The 19,475-nt window shown below is 50.5% G+C and carries 15 protein-coding genes and 1 other RNA gene; 4 read left to right on the forward strand and 12 right to left on the reverse strand.

All coding sequences use genetic code 11. The features are described 5' to 3' along the window. Positions 1–128 precede the first annotated feature (128 nt). The 3 genes from BN1044_RS12835 to budA form a co-directional block, all read right to left on the reverse strand. Positions 129–1,529: an alanine/glycine:cation symporter family protein gene (locus BN1044_RS12835; RefSeq protein WP_072309043.1), complete on the reverse strand. Its 1,401-nt coding sequence runs from the start codon at positions 1,527–1,529 to the stop codon at positions 129–131. A gap of 527 nt (positions 1,530–2,056) precedes the next feature. Then, positions 2,057–3,733 (reverse strand): acetolactate synthase AlsS, encoded by a 1,677-nt coding sequence (gene alsS / locus BN1044_RS12840; protein WP_072309044.1) that lies wholly within the window; start codon positions 3,731–3,733, stop codon positions 2,057–2,059. Positions 3,734–3,762: 29 nt separating this feature from the next. Further along, positions 3,763–4,545, reverse strand: coding sequence for an acetolactate decarboxylase (gene budA, locus BN1044_RS12845; protein ID WP_072309045.1), 783 nt, complete (start codon positions 4,543–4,545; stop codon positions 3,763–3,765). A gap of 104 nt (positions 4,546–4,649) precedes the next feature. Between budA and BN1044_RS12850 the strand changes: the two genes are divergently transcribed. Next, positions 4,650–5,522, forward strand: coding sequence for a LysR family transcriptional regulator (locus BN1044_RS12850; protein WP_072309046.1), 873 nt, complete (start codon positions 4,650–4,652; stop codon positions 5,520–5,522). Positions 5,523–5,609: 87 nt separating this feature from the next. Here BN1044_RS12850 and gcvP read toward each other — a convergent pair whose 3' ends face one another. The 7 genes from gcvP to BN1044_RS12885 all read right to left on the reverse strand — a co-directional run bounded on the left by gcvP (position 5,610) and on the right by BN1044_RS12885 (position 15,328). Continuing rightward, positions 5,610–8,492, reverse strand: coding sequence for an aminomethyl-transferring glycine dehydrogenase (gene gcvP / locus BN1044_RS12855; RefSeq protein ID WP_072309047.1), 2,883 nt, complete (start codon positions 8,490–8,492; stop codon positions 5,610–5,612). 154 nt (positions 8,493–8,646) lie between these two features. Continuing rightward, positions 8,647–9,033, reverse strand: a complete 387-nt coding sequence (gcvH, locus tag BN1044_RS12860) for a glycine cleavage system protein GcvH (protein ID WP_025799171.1) — start codon at positions 9,031–9,033, stop codon at positions 8,647–8,649. A gap of 91 nt (positions 9,034–9,124) precedes the next feature. Beyond that, entirely contained in the window at positions 9,125–10,222 is a 1,098-nt protein-coding gene (gene gcvT / locus BN1044_RS12865; protein ID WP_072309048.1) for a glycine cleavage system aminomethyltransferase GcvT, read from the reverse strand. Positions 10,223–10,753: 531 nt separating this feature from the next. Beyond that, positions 10,754–11,959: an FAD-dependent 2-octaprenylphenol hydroxylase gene (ubiI, locus tag BN1044_RS12870; protein WP_072309049.1), complete on the reverse strand. Its 1,206-nt coding sequence runs from the start codon at positions 11,957–11,959 to the stop codon at positions 10,754–10,756. An 84-nt stretch (positions 11,960–12,043) separates the two neighbouring features. Continuing rightward, positions 12,044–13,222 (reverse strand): 2-octaprenyl-6-methoxyphenyl hydroxylase, encoded by a 1,179-nt coding sequence (gene ubiH / locus BN1044_RS12875; protein ID WP_072309050.1) that lies wholly within the window; start codon positions 13,220–13,222, stop codon positions 12,044–12,046. A 15-nt stretch (positions 13,223–13,237) separates the two neighbouring features. Continuing rightward, the gene (pepP, locus tag BN1044_RS12880) at positions 13,238–14,560 is read right to left on the reverse strand and encodes a Xaa-Pro aminopeptidase (RefSeq protein ID WP_072309051.1); all 1,323 of its coding nucleotides are present in this window, start codon (positions 14,558–14,560) and stop codon (positions 13,238–13,240) included. A gap of 189 nt (positions 14,561–14,749) precedes the next feature. Then, positions 14,750–15,328: a YecA/YgfB family protein gene (locus BN1044_RS12885; protein ID WP_072309052.1), complete on the reverse strand. Its 579-nt coding sequence runs from the start codon at positions 15,326–15,328 to the stop codon at positions 14,750–14,752. Positions 15,329–15,661: 333 nt separating this feature from the next. On the opposite strand from BN1044_RS12885, the gene zapA reads away from it, so the two are divergent. From zapA to BN1044_RS12900, 3 genes are all read left to right on the forward strand, one after another. Next, on the forward strand, positions 15,662–15,991 hold the full coding sequence (gene zapA / locus BN1044_RS12890) for a cell division protein ZapA (protein ID WP_004846886.1): 330 nt from the start codon (positions 15,662–15,664) through the stop codon (positions 15,989–15,991). 104 nt (positions 15,992–16,095) lie between these two features. After that, positions 16,096–16,278: non-coding RNA, 6S RNA (gene ssrS, locus BN1044_RS12895), on the forward strand. A 31-nt stretch (positions 16,279–16,309) separates the two neighbouring features. Next, the gene (locus tag BN1044_RS12900) at positions 16,310–16,942 is read left to right on the forward strand and encodes a 5-formyltetrahydrofolate cyclo-ligase (protein WP_072309053.1); all 633 of its coding nucleotides are present in this window, start codon (positions 16,310–16,312) and stop codon (positions 16,940–16,942) included. A gap of 78 nt (positions 16,943–17,020) precedes the next feature. Here the strand turns inward: BN1044_RS12900 and serA are convergent, their stop codons facing one another. Together serA and rpiA are read right to left on the reverse strand one after the other, a co-directional pair. Then, positions 17,021–18,259 carry a phosphoglycerate dehydrogenase gene (gene serA, locus BN1044_RS12905; RefSeq protein WP_072309054.1) on the reverse strand — a complete coding sequence of 413 codons (1,239 nt, stop codon included), beginning with the start codon at positions 18,257–18,259 and terminating at the stop codon, positions 17,021–17,023. A 379-nt stretch (positions 18,260–18,638) separates the two neighbouring features. Then, on the reverse strand, positions 18,639–19,298 hold the full coding sequence (rpiA, locus tag BN1044_RS12910) for a ribose-5-phosphate isomerase RpiA (RefSeq protein WP_025799156.1): 660 nt from the start codon (positions 19,296–19,298) through the stop codon (positions 18,639–18,641). Positions 19,299–19,475: the final 177 nt, after the last annotated feature.

A 19,475-nucleotide genomic window follows, 5' to 3' on the forward strand; every position in this document is an offset into this window, starting at 1 on the left:
ACGCCAGCACGATGTATATGCAGGACTCGGTATTTTAGGCGGACGTAATAAACACCATACTTAAAGGACGTTCGCACAGTACAAAGGTAAAATTCATTGCCTAAAAGCGGACACAACATCCACCACGTTTAAACCTTATTCTCCACTACCTTCCCACCCACGTACTTGCTCATCTTAATCACTATCGGCGACAGCAAAATCAACGCCACGAGGTTTGGCAATACCATCAGTCCGTTGAACATATCCGCCATATTCCACACCAGCTCGACTTTGAAGAACGAGGCAATAAAGATGAAGGCAATCACCACCAGTTGATAGGCACGTACCGCACGTTGGGAATTGAATAGATAACGAATATTCATTTCACCATAGTAGTACCAGCCAACAATCGTTGAGAAAGCAAAGAAGAATAGCGAAACCGAAATAAACAGGCTGCCAAAATAGCCATAAACATAGGTATACGCCTGCTGAGTCACCGCAATGCCTTGCCCGGTGAATACACCAAGGAAGTTGGTCTGGGTTTTACCACCCAGTTCCCACATGCTCATACCCGATGTGATAATCGCCAATGCGGTTAGTGTGACGATAACGCACACCACAAACACGCCCATCATCGCGATATAACCCTGTTGTTCTGGGCGCTCAACCTTAGCCACCGCGTGAGCATGCGGCGTTGAGCCCATGCCTGCTTCGTTGGAAAACAGACCGCGAGCGATACCAAAACGCATTGCCTGCTGAATCGCAATCCCTGCACCACCGCCCAACACCGCCGTTGGATTAAATGCCGCCACAAAAATCGATTTAAACGCCGGTAAAATATAGTGGGCGTTGTGCACCAAAATAACCAAGGTTCCCAACAGATAAAACACCGCTTTAATCGGCACTACTTTCTCGGTGAATGAGGCGATGCTGCTGATCCCGCCCATAATCACCACGCCGGTGATCACCGCCAATACAATACCAATCACCCAGCCCGGCACGCCCAGAGAGCTATTAAACGCCGCCGCAATAGAGTTGGACTGCACCATATTGCCGATAAAGCCCAGCGCAATAATCACCAACACGGAGAAAATACAGGCCAGCCATTTGCAGTTCAGCCCCTTCTCAATGTAATACGCAGGGCCGCCGACCACTTGGCCGTTTTTATCTTTTGATCTGAATTTCTGCGCCAACATCGCTTCTGCGTAAATCGTCGCCATTCCCAGAAACGAGGAAATCCACATCCAGAAAATTGCACCGGGGCCACCCGCCACAATTGCCGTTGCGGGGCCCGCCAGATTGCCGGTACCGACCTGACCAGCAATCGCCGTTGCAACCGCCTGAAATGAACTCATGCCCTGCTTATCAGCCTTCGCGCCCGACAGAGAAATACCGCCGAACAGCGCTTTAAAACCAGATCCAAAATGACGGATCTGAATGAAACCCAAACGCAGCGTGTAGTAAATACCTGTACCACACAGGAGGAAAATCAGCAGTTCATCCCAAAGCAGACTGTTAACCTGATTAACTAACTGAGCAATGAATTCCATAATGCCTTACCTGTTTTTATGCCAGTGCGTGTGTGGTCACACGTCATGGTTGTTGTTTTAAGCCAATAGTTCACCCGTAGCCTGTAAAAGCACCAAGGTGGGTTGCCATAATGAAAAATGCAGATGTATCAACAAATAAGGCCAGATAGGCCCCGCTGATCTCGTCTTAAAAGGGGGAACATTTCACGGTGAGAACTCTATCACACTTTTGTCGCCAGACTTGTCCAGAAACCGACCATCAGTAACATGAGTAAAAATGATGATTAGCGTAAGTAATAGGATATAATAACAATATAATTATTTAATATTTATCACTTTTTACATTATCACCCAGCCAAGCTTTAATTGTGGTTATTGGGTTTTGTCATTAGAAAATCTCACCCAAAATTAATGAAAAAAAGTAAGGCTTAAAGATATTCCTGAACGCGAAAAATAAAAAAAGCCTCATCAAGCAAACGATGAGGCCGAAACCGAAGAGATGTTATGTCAGACAACCTTCGGGGTAGGTGAAATCACAATAAAGAATTTTAAAACAGCTCGCTCATGTTCAGTTGGCTCATCAACAGCGCGTTATCGCTGTAATCAACCGGCACGGCAACCACCGCAGGGCCCTGTACGTCCATCGCTGCACGCAATGTGCTTTCCAATGTTTCTGAAGACGTAACGGCAAATCCCTTGGCACCAAACGCTTCCGCGTAGGCTTTAAAGTCGATTGGGCCAAATTTCACCCCCGACGTGCGGTGGTATTTTTTGTCTTCTTGGATCGCAACCATATTGTATTCTTCATCTACCCATATGATATGCAACAGGTTCACACCTAATCGTACCGCCGTTTCCAACTCCATGCTGGACTGCATAAAACCGCCATCGCCGGAAACCGAGACCACTTTACGGCTCGGGTCGACCAACGCGGCACCAATCGCCCACGGTAACGCAACCCCCATCGTCTGCTGCCCGTTTGAAATCAGAACCTGACGCGCACGGAAGCTGTATAGATAGCGGGCGATCCAAATATGGAAGCTCCCCATATCGACGCACAGCGTCACATCGCTATTCACAATGTCCTGCATCGCTCTCACCAAGCGCAGTGGATGAATGGCAAACTGGGTTAAGCTTCTTCCTTTCTGTGCTAAAAGATCGCGCTGCTGACGGCGCTCTTCCAAAATAGCCACCGCGTCGCTGCTTAAATCAAGCGCGGCGTGAATATGTTCAGACAGCAAATCTAGCGTCTCTGCGATATCCCCCACCAGCTCGATATCCGGCTGATAATCGCTATCGGTTTCGGCAGGCATAATGTCGATATGAACCAAGTCGGCATCATCGTTGTTCCACTGCGCTGGCTCGTATTCGATCGGGCTGTAACCAATTGTTATCACCAAATCAGCGTTACGCAGTAAGCGGTCGCCCGCCTGATTATTAAACAGCCCTACGCGCCCAGCAAAACGATGGAAATGAGCCTGATCGATAACCCCAGCCGCTTGATAGGTGCTGGTTACCGGCAGCCCGCTTTTATGCAATAGGCGACGAATAGCATCAGCGTTGCGCGGCTGGCTTGCCATCAGGCCAAGTAAAATCACCGGGTTTTTCGCTTTTTCCAGCCGGCGAGCCACCTGTACGATACTTTCAAAAGGAGCCGCGCCCAGAGTAGGATGCTGTGTTGTTAACACCCTGCTGTTGACCGGCTCATTGAGAATATCCATCGGCAAGCTGATAAAACTGGCTCCGGGACGGCCAAACTCGGCGGCACGAAAGCCGTTAGCCATCACTTCAGATAATGCCGACGCCGAAGTCACCTCAGCGGAATATTTGGTTACCGGACGGAACATCGTCACGGTATCCATCGTCTGATGCACCTGTTTGAGATGATCGGCGCGCTTCACCGCCCCGCCCAGCGCAACCAAAGGATCGCCTTCTGAGGTCGCCGTCGCTACGCCGGTGATTAAATTGGAGCAGCCTGGCCCGGATGTCACTAGGGCCACACCGGCTTTGCCGGTTAAGCGCCCAACCGCTCCCGCCATAAATGCCGCATTGGCTTCATGACGAACGGCAATCGTCTCAATGCTGGAATCAACCAACGAGTTAAACACCCTATCAATTTTCGCTCCGGGGATACCAAATACGTGTTTAACCCCCTGAGCTTCTAACTGAGCGACGATCAGATCCGCCCCGCACTGCCATGCTTTATTGCTATCAGACTTTTTCATGGAACCACACTCCTCGCAGCCAAAAAGGCTTAACTTTCAACGGAACGAATCGCCGTATCTAAATTTGCAGGGCACAAATCGGCCTGCATAAAATCATCATCATGAGGGAAATCGATCAGCAATTTATCGATAGAACCAAAGGTCAAAACGCCGCTTTCCACCTGATAATCAAGAATATGTCCACCGCAGTCGCGTTCAGCGGTGATGAAGTGTTCGTGATACCCCGCAACGTTGATACCTTGCATGTAGTTAGGTGTCAGAAAACCAATCAATACCCCTTCGCGATGTTCTATGTGGTATGTCGGCTGAGCCTCAATGGCTTCCTGCATCGGTTTATAGGGGCGGTGCTGTTCCGGCACGGTACGGGTTTCTACGTTACGGAATACCCCGTCAATACGTAGCGCACAGAAGGCGTTTTGGCTGGTGAGCATTTTGTCGATAACCTGATGGATCTCATCGCGGCTATGCAAACGATTGATGCGGTATTCTTCAGTCGGTTGAAAAAAGGTCATCACCGCAAAAGGCGTTTTCTGTTCTGGCTTAGCGCGACGAGCGCTGCCGTCACCACGTAGCTGGAAAATATTGCGGTTAAACGCGATCATTTCGCCATCAAGATGGTTAAAAGTGCCTAAGCCAAAGTCGCCATGCTGGAGCAAATCGGCCATCGTCGTCTCCCCTTCGTAAACCCCGCTTAATAGCGCACTCATTAGAGAAGTTTGATAAATGACGCGTTCTGGATGTGCACGTTGCAGCTGCATAGCCGTTTTTGCGATGTCTGCCACGCATGTGCAGTCAGAAGGATGTGATTTCATGAGGTGATCCAGTTATTCAATTATTAGCGTTATTAACTAAAGGTTGACTCCTTTCAGCAATGAGTTCCAATATGATGTTGTGTTCACTTTGAGACGTTTTTGATATGGAACTACGCCATTTACGCTATTTCGTCGCGGTGGCTCAAACAGGTCACTTTACGCGTGCAGCAGAACAGTTAGGGATCTCGCAGCCCCCTCTCAGCCAGCAAATTCAAAGACTTGAACATGAGGTTGGCGCCCCACTGATTAAGCGTTTAACGCGCGGAATTGAGCTAACCGAAACGGGTAAAACGCTCTACAAAGATGCCTGTGAAATCATCAAACTCACCGATGCAGCGCTTGAGCGAGCACGCAACGTCGCCCGAGGCATTAGTGGAACTGTCAACATCGGTTTCGCCTGCTCTACGGCGTTCAACCCTGCGGTTTTTTCTCTGTTACACAGCTTTAGAGAAAACTACCCGATGATGCATCTTCAGCCGCAGGAGAAAGAGATGTCCGGCTTGATGAATGCGTTAGAAGAGGGAAATATTGATTTCGCGTTTATTCGCCTGCCGTGCGAGCGCAGTAAAGACTTTATGTGTCGGGTCATCGACACCGAAGAGATGATGGTGGCACTCCCTCGCCAACACCCGCTTAGCCATAACGGCTCAGTTTCCCTGATCGATCTCAAAGATGAATCTCTAATCACTTTTCCACGCGAGGTGGCGCCCAGCCTTTACGACCAAACGATCCATGCCTGTGAAATCGCCGGATTTTCGCCCAATTTAGGCCAGCAATCGCCTCAGTTGACCTCGGCGATCAGCATGGTAGGCGGAGGTTTTGGCATGGCCATCGTGCCTGACTCATTAAGCAAGATTGACGAGAAAAACGTGGTGTGTTTGAAACTGAAAGACACACAGCTGACCAGTGATATTGCCATTGCGTGGCGCCGCGGCGACAGCAGCCATATTATTTTGCACTTACTCAATTTGCTGTAACGTTCACTTCCATCATAAACATCCATAAAAAAACCGCCCTGAAGCAACTTTAAGCATCAGGGCGGTTTTTATTGAACAGTCTAAGCGCTATTCGTATTCAGAGATCGGCACACAAGAACAGAATAAATTACGGTCGCCGTAAACATCATCCAGACGTTTTACGGTTGGCCAGTATTTATTCTCACGCGTTGATTCCGTTGGGAATACGGCCAGTTCGCGAGAATATGCGTGCTCCCAGTGATTAACCAGTTCAGCCTGAATGTGTGGCGCATTCACCAGCGGGTTATCCGCCAACGTCCATTCGCCGCTGCTCACGCGTTCAATTTCAGCACGGATCGCCAGCATCGCATCGATAAAGCGATCCAACTCAGCTTTGCTTTCAGATTCCGTTGGCTCAACCATCAACGTGCCCGCAACCGGGAACGACATAGTTGGCGCATGGAAGCCAAAGTCGATCAAACGTTTAGCAATATCCATTTCACTAATGCCGGTTTGCTCTTTCAGCGGACGAATATCCAAAATACATTCATGCGCTACGCGACCATCACGGCCTGCGTACAGAATCGGATACGCCGCTTTCAAGCGTGTTGCGATGTAGTTGGCATTCAGGATCGCGGTCTGGCTGGCTTTCTTCAGCCCTTCAGCCCCCATCATACGGATGTACATCCAGCTAATTGGCAGAATGGAAGCACTACCAAACGGTGCCGCAGAAACCGCGCCTTTCTGGGTGGTTAAACCATCAATTTGCACCACGGTATGCCCCGGTACAAACGGAGCCAAATGCGATTTCACACCGATTGGGCCCATACCCGGTCCGCCGCCGCCGTGCGGGATACAGAACGTTTTATGTAAGTTCAGGTGAGATACATCGGCGCCAATATAGCCCGGCGTAGTAATCCCAACCTGCGCATTCATGTTCGCACCGTCGAGGTAAACCTGACCGCCGAACTGGTGCACGATCTGGCACACTTCGCGGATTGTTTCTTCATACACGCCGTGCGTTGACGGGTAGGTCACCATGATGCAGGAAAGTTCATCGCCCGCCTGCTCAGCTTTAGCGCGCAGATCGTGCAGATCGATATTACCGGAGTCATCACAGGCCACCACTACCACGCTCATACCTGCCATCTGCGCCGAAGCAGGGTTAGTACCATGCGCAGAGCTTGGAATTAAGCAAATATGGCGCGCAGCGTCGTTGCGGCTTTCGTGGTAGCGACGAATGGCCAGCAAACCCGCGTATTCACCTTGCGCACCAGAGTTTGGCTGCATACAAACGGCGTCATAACCGGTTAGCTGAACCAGCCATTGCGACAGCTGGGATATCATCATCTGATAGCCCATCGCCTGCTCTGGTGGGCAGAACGGATGTAATTCAGCAAATTCAGGCCACGTGATTGGGATCATTTCCGCAGCAGCATTCAGCTTCATGGTGCAAGATCCCAGTGGGATCATAGCCTGATTCAGCGCCAAATCTTTGCGCTCCAAGCGATGCATATAGCGCATCATCTCGGTTTCGCTGTGATAGCGGTTAAACACGGGATGCGTCAGAATCGGGTCGGTACGCAGCATGTGGGCAGGAATGCTGCCAGCGCTGTCTTCAGCAACCAGAGCATCCAGCGTATCGATATCCAATCCGTGGTTATCACCCAGCAGAATGGCAAACAGCGCTTCAACGTCTTCGCGGCTGGTCGCTTCATCCAGAGAAATCCCCACTGCGCCCGGAATATCGCTGCGCAGGTTAAAACCAAAGCCCAGCGCACGCGCCAATACTTCGGCCTTGTCTTTCACGGCTACCGTGAGGGTATCAAACCAGCTGTGGTTGCGAACGGTGACATCTTTTTGCTTCAGGCCCGCTGCCAAGATATCCGTCAAACGATGAATGCGATCGGCAATGCGTTTCAGGCCAACGGGGCCATGATAGACCGCATACAGGCTGGCAATATTCGCCAGCAAGACTTGAGAAGTACAGATATTGGAGTTCGCTTTCTCGCGGCGGATATGTTGCTCACGCGTTTGCATCGCCATGCGCAGTGCGGTATTCCCTGCGGCATCGCGAGAAACCCCAATAATACGCCCTGGCATGGAGCGCTTAAACTCATCACGGCAGCCAAAGAATGCCGCATGCGGACCACCGTAGCCCATCGGTACGCCAAAACGTTGCGCAGAACCAAACACAACGTCAGCACCCAATTTGCCCGGCGCGGCCAGCAGCACCAGAGCCATAGGATCGGCGGCAATACAGGTAATCACCTTGCGGCTTTTCAACTCATTCATCAGATCGGTGTAGTCGTGCAGCTCGCCGTAGGTCCCCACCTGTTGCAGCAATACGCCAAACACATCCTGATGATCGAGCACTTTATCTGCATCATCAACGATCACATCAAAGCCAAAGGTTTCAGCTCGGGTACGCACCACGTCTAGCGTTTGCGGATGAACATCGGCAGCCACAAAGAAACGATTCGCATCTTTCAGCTTGCTAGCACGCTTCGCCAACGCCATGGCTTCCGCTGCGGCGGTGGCTTCATCCAGTAAGGACGCCGAAGCTAATTCAAGACCGGTGAGATCCTGCGTCAGTTGCTGGAAGTTCAGCAACGCCTCAAGGCGACCTTGAGAAACTTCCGGCTGATACGGCGTATAAGCGGTATACCAGCCTGGGTTTTCCAGCATATTGCGCTGAATAACCGGTGGCATCAGTACGCCGTGGTACCCCATACCAATGAAAGATTTGTAGCGCTGATTCTGACCCGCAATTGCTTTCAGCTCAGCCAACGCCTGATGTTCCGTTACGGCATCACCGACCGCAGGCGGAGTAGGTAACTGAATATCGGAAGGAACGATCTGCTCGATCAGTTCATGCAAAGAGCGTGCGCCAACGGTTTCCAGCATTTGCTGTTGCTGCTGGGCAGACGGACCGATATGGCGAGCGATAAAGGATTCGCTGTTTTCGAGCTGGCTGAGAGTCTGGGTCATGAGTGACTGATTCCTAAATGTACATACAGAAGAAATGCTGATTTGACACAAATAAATGCGGCACGAACTCACTTTCTCCCCGCTAAGAACACGGGGAGAAAGTATGAAGCACGATCAAGCGCGGTTACGCCCAACACCGTTCACAACGCAGGCTTTAATCTTCGATAGAAGATTCGTAGGCTGCGGCATCCAGCAACCCAGCAATTTGCGCTTCGTCTGATGCTTTGATGCGGAACAGCCAGCCTTCGGAGTACGGAGCGCTGTTGACCAGCTCTGGCGCACCTTCTAGTTCATCGTTGATGGCAACGATTTCGCCGCTGATTGGGGCATAGATATCGGAAGCCGCTTTCACAGACTCGGCAACAGCGCAGTCATCGCCCGCATCGAAAGATGTGCCGACCTCTGGCAGATCGATAAAGACCATATCGCCCAGCAGTTCCTGTGCATGCTCGGTGATACCAACGCTATACACCCCTTCGCCTTCTGCGCGAACCCATTCGTGAGATGCGGTATATTTCAATTCAGTAGGCACGTTGCTCATCGACATCCTCTCTTAAATGTTTGTTAAATTTTACTTTATAAGTCTGATTCAATTGGCGTAGCCAATTTGAGTGCGGTCAGCGCGTAGGAACCTAATTAATCAGGCTTTTACCGTTGCGCACAAAACCGGGTTTAACGACACGTACTGGCATTTCACGGTTACGGATCTGCACGATAGCTTCTTCGCCAATGCTTGCAGGTACGCGAGCCAATGCAATACTGACACCTAAAGTTGGTGAGAAGGAACCACTGGTGATCACACCTTCTTGAAGATTTCCGTTGGCATCGGTAAAACGCACCGGCAGCTCATTGCGCAGCACGCCTTTTTCGGTCATCACCAAACCAACCAACTTTTCGGTACCGTTCTCACGCTGCTGTTCTAACGCTTCACGGCCAATAAAATCACGATCTTCTGGCGTCCAAGCAATGGTCCAGCCCATATTGGCGGCTAACGGCGAAACGCCTTCGTCCATTTCCTGTCCATATAAATTCATGCCAGCTTCTAAACGCAGAGTGTCACGCGCGCCCAAACCACACGGCTTAACGCCCGCTTTCACCAGCTTCTGCCAGAACTCCGCCGCTTCGCCGATTGGCAAAGCAATTTCATAGCCGTTTTCGCCGGTGTAGCCCGTTGTCGCAATAAAGTAGTCGCCGGCCTGTACGCCGAAGAACGGTTTCATGCCGCTAATCGCTTGTTTTTGTGCATCAGTGAACAGCGTCGCAGCGCGTTCTTGTGCCTGCGGGCCTTGCACCGCAATCAACGCCAGATCGTCGCGCACGGTGATTTCAACGTGATAAGGCTCGGCATGCTCGGTGATCCACGCCAAATCTTTTTCTCGCGTGGCGGAGTTAACCACCAAGCGGAAATATTCTTCATCAAGGAAATAAACGATCAGGTCATCGATAACGCCCGCGGAGGCGTTCAACATGCCGGTATAGAGCGCCTTGCCCGGTACCGTTAGCTTTGCCACATCGTTCGCGAGGAGGTAGCGCAGGAACTCACGCGTACGCGGCCCACGAAGATCGACGATAGTCATGTGTGAGACATCAAACATGCCCGCATCTTGACGCACCGCGTGGTGCTCATCGAGCTGGGAACCGTAGTGCAGTGGCATCATCCAGCCGTGAAAATCAACCATACGCGCGCCACAGGCGACGTGTTGATCGAAGAGTGGAGTCTGTTTGGCCATCTTAACCCTCTTTTCCTGAACGTTTGTCATCCGGTACAAGCCATTCGCTATAGAGTCCCGGGCGCGCTAATAAGATACTTTTTGCCTAAAAATGTCTAAAAATGTTGATGTGAAGCCTAAAGCTAAACGCCAATAAACATCGCTACGCAAACGATACCCTACCCCAGACGTTATCACCGATATCAGCGATTAACCATAAGTTAAAATAAGACCAGACTTTATCGATAGTGAAATTTAGAGAAGGGATAATGCAGAAGTTTCATCTACAAAACTGCGTCGAATGGCACATTATTAACATTTTCACCGCAACTGCATTGCAGTTATATAACGTATATCGCAATTTCATTAGGGAAAATAGCGGATGTTAAATTTCCATGCATGAGAAAAACTAATTCAAAAAAGACGGCAACATTAGAATATTTCAAATCAGGTTGGAGGGATAACCAAAGGGAACAAAAAAGGGGGAGCGGCTAACATAAATACATAGCTAGCCGCGAAGCACTATTTTTACAACGTCTGTATTTACGGGCTCTACTTTTGCAAACTCTCAGGCAAATCCGCTAAGCCCATGGCATGACGAACCAAACGCGGTTTAAGACCGGGAAGGTTATCAGCCAGCGCCATGCCGACATCACGCAGCAGTTTCTTGGCTGGGTTATCGCCGTCGAACAGCTGGCGGAAACCTTGCATGGCCGTCAGCATTAGCGCGGCGCTGTGCTTACGGGTACGCTCATAGCGGCGCAGATACATGTAGCGACCAATATCTTTGCCTTGACGCTGTAGACGTTTGATCTCGGAGGCCAATTCAGCCGCGTCCATAAAACCAAGGTTCACACCCTGCCCAGCCAATGGGTGGATGGTATGCGCCGCATCCCCCACCAGCGCTAATCGGTGCGCGGCAAAGCTGCGGGCATAGCGCCCAACCAGAGGATGTGACTGTCGAGCGCTGACGACTTCGCACAGACCAAGACGCGTATCAAACGCAACGGCCAATTCACGGTTGAAATCACACTCAGGCAAAGCGGCTAAGCGCTGAGCTTCTTCCGGAGAAACGGACCACACGATGGAGCATAAATGCGCATCTTCCAGCGGCAAGAAAGCCAAAATACCGTTTGGGCGGAAAATCTGACGCGCGCAGCCTTCATGGGGCCGTTCGGTTTTAATGGTAGCCACCAACGCATGGTGCCCATAGTCCCAAAACGTCAGCGGAATATCGGCATGCTGACGCAGCCATGAATGCGCACCATCGGCACCAATCACCAGACGAGCCGTAAGCATCTGCCCATTATCTAACGTGATGAAAGCTTCGTTTTCGCCCCACGCCACCTGTTGGAGTGTCGCTGGCGCAATCATTGTGACCTCGGACTGGCGGCTCACTTTATTCCACAGCGCCAGTTGGATAACACGGTTTTCAATGATATGGCCAAGGTGGGTATGCCCATACTCTTGGGCACGAAACGCAATACGCCCAAAGCTGTCACTTTCCCAAACTTCCATGCCCTGATAGGCGCTCGCTCTCAGGGCGAGGATATCTTGCCAAACGCCCAGATGCTGTAGCAAACGCTCGCTGGCAGCATTAATGGCAGAAACACGCAGCGCAGGTTCAGGCGTTAGCTCAGCGTGCTCGGGGATACGGTTTTCAATCACCGCAATGCGCAGCCCGCTGCCCTGAAGCGCCGCCGCCGTTGCCAACCCCACCATGCCACCACCGGCAATAACCACATCAAAAGATTGCATTGTGATTCTCTGTTTCTGTTAATGAATCCTATTCCTTCAATCACTCAGGCAACTTAAACAGCGCTGAGCACGACAGGAATAAACTTAGCGTTCTACCCAGCCAAGGGTGCGCCGCGCCAGCGTTTCGCGCAGCGGAGGAACCAACTCCATCGCCATTAGGCCGAGATTACGCCCAACAACCAACGGAGCCAGACGATTGGCAAACAGATGAATCAGACCGTCGGTCACACCGATTGTGGCCTGTTGATCGGGTTCTCGGCGCTGTTGATATTGGCTTAATACTTGATAGCTGCCGATATCATTGCCCTGCTGTTCTGCTTGAGCAATAGTTTCCGCCAAAGACATGACGTCACGCAGGCCAAGATTAAATCCCTGCCCCGCGATGGGGTGTAGCGTTTGTGCCGCGTTTCCCACCAGCGCAAGGCGATGGCTAATATGTTGCTGGGCAGACGTTAAGCGCAGCGGATAGCTATGGCGTTTCCCCGTTTTCACCATGGTACCTAAACGCCAGCCGAAAGCCTGTTGCAGTTGGTGTAAAAATTCAGCATCGCTCCAGCTATCGACCTTAGCCTGATCTTCAGCCGCATGGCACCACACCAGCGAGCATCGGCCTTCACTCATCGGCAACATCGCCAACGGGCCGTTGCGGGTGAAGCGCTCAAACGCTTTGCCCTGATGCGGTAGAGAGGTCGTGACGTTGGCAATAACTGCTATATGACCATAATCCTCGCTGCGCCAGTCAACGTTACAGTGCTGTGCTAACGCCGATGATGAGCCATCTGCTGCCACCAGTAACTCACCAGAAAGACGGGTACCATTATCCAGCGTGATAGTAGCGCTGTGCTGTTGGCGCTCGACGTCGACCACTTTTGCCGGACAGTGTAGAGTGACGCCGGGCGCTTTTTCTAACAGTTTGAACAGTCGCGAACCGGCCTGATGCAGCTCAATAACCTGACCTAAATACGGGATCTGATAGTCAGATGCTTCAAGCCCCACAAAACCGGCATGACCCTGATCGCTGACGTGAACACGCTCAATCGGTGTTCCACACGCTTTCAGCGCTGGCCACACACCAATACGCGCTAATTGCTGGCAGGTGCCGTAGGCTAGCGCAATGGCGCGCGCATCAAATCCCGGATGTTTTCGGCTGTCTGGCAAAACCGCTTCAACGACCTCAACCTGAACGCGTCCTGCGCTCAACGCGGAAACCGCCAACGCCAGCGTTGCGCCCGCCATGCCTCCGCCTACAATGATCATTTTCATGCCGTGTATCGTTCCTCAGCTAGCGGCTTTTGCCTGTGCCATCAGCGCTTCAATATCGTCAGCATGCTTAACCACATCTTTGGTCAGCACCTCAAAGCCCTTCTCGGTAATGAGAATATCGTCTTCGATACGGATGCCAATTCCGCGATACTCCGCCGGAACATCAGCATCTGGCGCGATATATAACCCCGGTTCGCAGGTAAGCACCATGCCCGGTTCTAACACGCGCTCACGAGCAGAAGAACCGTAATCACCGACGTCATGTACATCCAAGCCTAACCAGTGGCTCAAACCATGCATGAAGAACTGACGATGCGCCTGATCGGCAATCAGCTGTTCTACGTCGCCCTTCATCACGCCTAATTTGACTAAACCTTCAACCATCACGCGTACTGCGGCGTCGTTAGCTTCACGAATACTGTGGCCTGGGCCAAAGATTTCAAACGCTTTATCCATTGAGGCCAGCACCAGATCGTAGATCTCACGCTGAGGTTGGGTAAATTTGCCATTGACGGGGAAGGTGCGTGTGATATCACCGGCATAGCCTTTATATTCACAGCCCGCATCAATCAACACCAACTCGCCGTCTTTGAGCTCGCTTTCGTTTTCGGTGTAATGCAGGATGCAGCCGTTTTCGCCGCCGCCCACGATGGTGTTGTAGGAAGGGTAACGCGCCCCATGACGGGTGAATTCATGCAGGATTTCACCTTCGAGCTGGTACTCAAACATACCGGGACGGCATTTCTCCATTGCTCGAGTATGGCCCAGCGCGGTGATTTCACCTGCGCGGCGCATCGCTGCAATTTCTTCCTGCGATTTAAACAGACGCATTTCATGCACCCAAGGACGCCAATCGATCAGCGTTGCCGGCGCGCGGAAATTCTGGCGCATGCCGCGACGCAGTTTTTCTAGCGCTGCAAACGTAATTTGGTCTGCAAAATCATATTGGCCCTGAGCGTGATAAACCACATCTAGCCCATTCAACAACAGGTGAAGTTGCTCTTCAATATCACTATAAGGCAGTGCGCGATCGACGCCGAGTTTTGCTGGCGCAGCCTCTTGCCCTAAACGACGCCCAAACCAAATCTCAGCGGTTAAATCACGCACGCGATTAAACAGCACGCTGTGATTGTGGGTTTCGTCGCTTTTAATCAGGATCAGCAAGGCTTCAGGCTCGTTAAAGCCGGTCAGATACCAGAAGTCGCTGTTCTGGCGATAAGGGTATTCACTGTCAGCGCTGCGGGTACATTCTGGCGCAGCAAAAAAAAGCGCGGCACTACCGGGTGCCATCTGTGCCAAAACAGCCTGACGGCGACGTTGAAATTCTTGCTGGGTCATGACCTTCTCCTGAAATCGGCAATTGCGAGCACGTGGCGTGGCGCTCTACGAAATGAGCAGCCAACACGGATGCAGCTTCAAGTATGAAGGATATAGACTATCATGCGGATTGCGTAATGGGATAAGCAAGATCAATCAGGCGGTAGGAGTTCCGCCTGATTTCATCGTTGCGCTTGGCGTGATGTTAATTTAGTGCAGAGTGGGTTTTTGCATTTCAGCCGCGTTTGGCTTTTTCTGTGAGAACTCGCTGTGACACAGCATCGCTGCCATACGCACGTATTCCGCGACTTCTTCCAGAGATTGTTCCAGCTCTTCCTGATCTTCGTCTTCTTCGTAGCCTAACTGAGCAATGCTACGCAGATCGTCGATTGCTTCGCCGACTTCGCCTTTAATCTGGCCAAGATTTTTTTGCATCATTCCTAGCCCCAGCAAGAAATGGTTTACCCAGCCGGAAAGCGCATCGACACGATCAAACACGGTTACGTCGTCGCTATCTGGCAAAAGCAGTTGGAAGCCAAAACCATCGTCTTCTAACGCATCACGGGTATGCTGATAAGTCACCTGAAGTGGCTGTGCGAGCGTTTGAGAAAACGCTTCGCCGTCGTTGGTTAGATCGTGGATCATCGTGCGCCAATTATCGTTATGATTGCCGCCACACAGTATCCCGCTGATCAAGCCATGCATTTCAGCGGGAGTTAATCCAACGCCTTGCTGCTGCAAAGCCTGAGTAAAAACAGAATATTCGGGTACAGTAATCTCAATTGGCATACGTTTTGGTCATCGTTGGCAGATAAAGTTCGTGTTATGCTACCATCAAGATCAGTCGCTATACCAGAAAAGGGCACGCTATAAGGCTTGTCATACCCAAAGTCATTGAAGTTGCATTCACATTTGCGGCTTTCGCTACCAAGGGTATATGTCCAAAATAGTTGGAGTTACATCAAGTCGGCAAGCAAGCGCAGCCAACACAGATAAATCTTCAAGTATGAAGGGCATGAGTCAAAAGGCTTGTATCTGCATAGCGAGGTATATATAGTTGGCGCCCGATTTAGTGACCCTCGCGGTTTTGAAACTGGCGCAAAATCTAGGCAGGAAGGTGGTATGTCTGCACAACCGGTAGATATTCAAATTTTTGGTCGTTCGTTAAGAGTTAATTGCCCGCCAGAACAACAAGAAGCGTTGAATCAGGCTGCAGAGGATCTTAATCAGCGGTTGCAAGATCTCAAAGTTCGCACTAGAGTCACCAATACGGAGCAACTAGTTTTCATCGCGGCATTAAACGTATGTCACGAACTGGCGCAAGAACGCTTGAAAACTCGCGATTATGCTTCCAATATGGAACAAAGAATTCGCATGTTGCAGCAGACCATCGAACAAGCTCTGCTGGAACAAGGTCGCATCACTGATCGTCAGGGTGCGCAGTTCGAATAAGTGTGACTTATAGTTGTAACATGTTGATTAGCTAACGATTTTTAAAGAAAGTCGTATCATTTTAAGAAAAATGTGATAAGCTAATTAACAGTAAAGGATACAAAATTTCTCTGAGGTGTTCGTGTGCGGGCCAGTCCCCTGAGCCGATATTTAATACCTCAAGAATGCGGCGGATCCGTAATCGGTGAGCACGCTCGGTCTCCGAGAAGCCTTAAGATTGCGTCGTTGCGTTCACCTTGAACCATGGGTTCAAGGGTTACAGCCTGCTGCGGCACCTCGGAGATTCCCTTACACCAAACATCCTTAAACGGGTGTGTCATGTCTAATAACGTCTCTCTCAGCAATTCTACTTTAAATTCCTGTCTATCTCGTTCGGATATCCGCCGTTCAGTTCGCCAATTGCGTAAAAACCTTAGCGCTGATTTCCAACGTCAGGCTGCACAAGATATTGCTATGCGCGTGATACAACTACCGCGCGTTCAAAATGCACACACCGTTTCCCTATTTCTCTCTTTCGACGGTGAGCTGGATACCAGACCGCTGATTGAACGTCTTTGGCAGGCGGGAAAATCGGTTTATCTTCCGGTCCTGCATCCCTTCAGCCGCGGTAACCTACTGTTTTTACACTACGCCCCTGAAAGCGAAATGGTTCTGAATCATTTTGGCATTGAAGAACCACGCCTTAACGTACAGAAGGTATTGCCTGTGTCTCGGCTGGATATCATTTTCACCCCGCTGGTTGCATTTGACGCCACAGGGCAAAGATTAGGCATGGGCGGCGGATTTTATGACCGTACTTTGCAGGATTGGGAAAGTGCCTACGCGCAACAATGCGGGCCGTACCCTATAGGATTGGCGCATGACTGCCAGAGAGTCGATGCGTTACCGGTACAAGAGTGGGACGTTCCACTGCCAGAAATCATCACGCCCAGCACTCACTACCGCTGGTAAGATGACAAAATTCCCCTATAAAAACGGCAGCCATTAGGCTGCCATTTTTGTTAGTGCTAATAAGCTCTCGCTTAGAGATTAGTACAGCAAACGGGCACGAATCGTCCCCGTAATTTCTTTCATGCGCAGCAACGCCGCTTCCGCACGTTCAGTCTTGGTTTCGATATCAATAACGACATAGCCGATTTGAGCATTGGTTTGCAGATACTGCGCGGCAATGTTTACGCCCTCTTCCGCAAAAATCTGGTTAATCTGCGTCAGTACGCCTGGGCGGTTTTCATGAATATGCAGCAGACGGCTGACATTTTCTTCATGCATCGGCAAGGAAACCTCAGGGAAATTCACCGCCGACAATGAAGAACCATTATCAGAATATTTTGTGAGTTTACCCGCTACCTCAGCACCGATATTTTCCTGTGCTTCCTGCGTGGAACCGCCGATATGCGGCGTCAGCAAGACGTTATCAAACTCACACAGCGGCGAATTAAACGGATCGCTGTTGGTGGCTGGCTCCGTTGGGAACACGTCGATGGCCGCGCCAGATAAATGCTTGGAAGATAACGCGTTGCACAAGGCTGGGATATCCACCACGGTGCCACGTGATGCGTTGATAAGAATAGCTCCAGGCTTCATGAGCGCCAACTCTTCGGTACCAATCATATCTTTGGTGGAACGCGTTTCTGGCACATGCAGCGTAACGACATCGCTCATGTTGAGCAAATCAGAGAGATGGCGTACCTGCTGCGCATTCCCCAGCGGTAGTTTGTTCTCGATATCGTAGAAGAAGACGTTCATACCAATCCCTTCAGCCAAAATACCCAGCTGAGTTCCGATATGACCGTAACCAATAATACCCAGTTTTTTACCGCGCGCTTCGAAACAGCCCACGGCCTGTTTATTCCACTCACCGCGATGTGCACAGGCATTGGCCGTTGGAATGCCGCGTAACAGCAGCAACAGCTCGCCCAGTACCATTTCGGCTACCGAGCGTGTATTAGAGAACGGCGCATTAAATACCGGAATGCCACGTTTTGCCGCAGCGGTAAGATCAACCTGATTGGTACCAATGCAGAAACAGCCTACGGCAATCAATTTTTCAGCCGCAGCGAAGATATCTTCGGTCAGGTGGGTTCGGGAACGAATGCCAACGAAATGTGCATCACGAATGGATGACTTCATCGATTCAGAGTCCAGCGCACCTTTATGATATTCGATGTTGGTGTAACCCGCTGCACGTAGATTGTCGACGGTGCTTTGATGAACCCCTTCAACTAAAAGGAACTTAATCCTGTCTTTCTCCAAAGATACTTTTGCCATGACCCGACCCTAACCCCTGTTAATTCGAACCTTAGTGTGGCCGCAACGGAAAACAAAACTCCTGCGGCATGCAGCCAACATAACAAATATTACGCATCCAGCAAGCCAACCGATTGCCTACGTGGGGGGGAGCAACGGGTTGAAAACGTTAAAAGTTGGCGAAAAATGCTACTGCTTTTAATCGTGACAGCGTGAAAGTATCGTCAAGCGCAAATATGTGACATATGTCACCGAATTTAGGGGGTGTGATAAATAAATGGAATTCTATGTTTAAAACGAAGTTAACGAAGAGGGAAGAATAAGATAAAAAACCGAAGGCAGTACGCATAAAAAAACAGCCCCGAAGTTTCGGAGCTGCTGATTCATCATGGCTGATAATTTAGGCCGTAATGGTTTTCACGCCGTCAGCCGAGCCAACCAGCGCTACATCCGCGCCACGATTCGCGAACAGGCCAACGGTGACCACACCGGCAATACCGTTAATCTGTTTTTCTAACGCAATCGCATCCATAATTTTCAGATTATGCACGTCTAAAATCACGTTGCCGTTATCGGTCAGAACGCCTTGGCGATATTCTGGCTGACCACCTAACTTCACCAGCTCACGCGCAACGTAAGAACGCGCCATCGGAATCACTTCTACAGGCAGCGGGAAGTTACCCAGAATATCTACCTGCTTAGAAGAGTCGACGATGCAAATAAATTTCTTCGCCACGGCCGCCACGATCTTCTCGCGAGTCAGTGCAGCACCGCCGCCTTTGATCATCTGCATATGGCCGTTGATTTCATCCGCACCATCAACATAAATATCTAACGAATCGACTTCGTTAAGATCGAAAACGGTAATACCCAAACTTTTCAGTTTCTCAGTGGAAGCATCAGAGCTTGATACCGCGCCCTCGATCTGCCCTTTCATGGTGCCCAGCGCATCAATAAAATGCGCGGCGGTTGAGCCCGTGCCCACACCCACGATGGTGCCTGGTTTTACATACTTGAGCGCTTCCCAACCCACTGCTTTTTTCAGTTCATCTTGAGTCATTACCGAATCCTATGGACTATGCTACGAAAACGTGTGCGTATTATAGAGTAACTGCCTGTAAATGGCGTGTCAGAAGGCGGCTTTTTCGCCCTAAGCGATCACCTTTTCCATGATAAGAGTGCATTTTCTCCTCTTGAAGGGGAAAAAATGTGGCATATTGCAGTTATTAAGATATAA

It is taken from the genome of Hafnia alvei (genome assembly GCF_900095695.1).
In the GTDB taxonomy this organism is placed as follows: domain Bacteria; phylum Pseudomonadota; class Gammaproteobacteria; order Enterobacterales; family Enterobacteriaceae; genus Hafnia; species Hafnia alvei_B.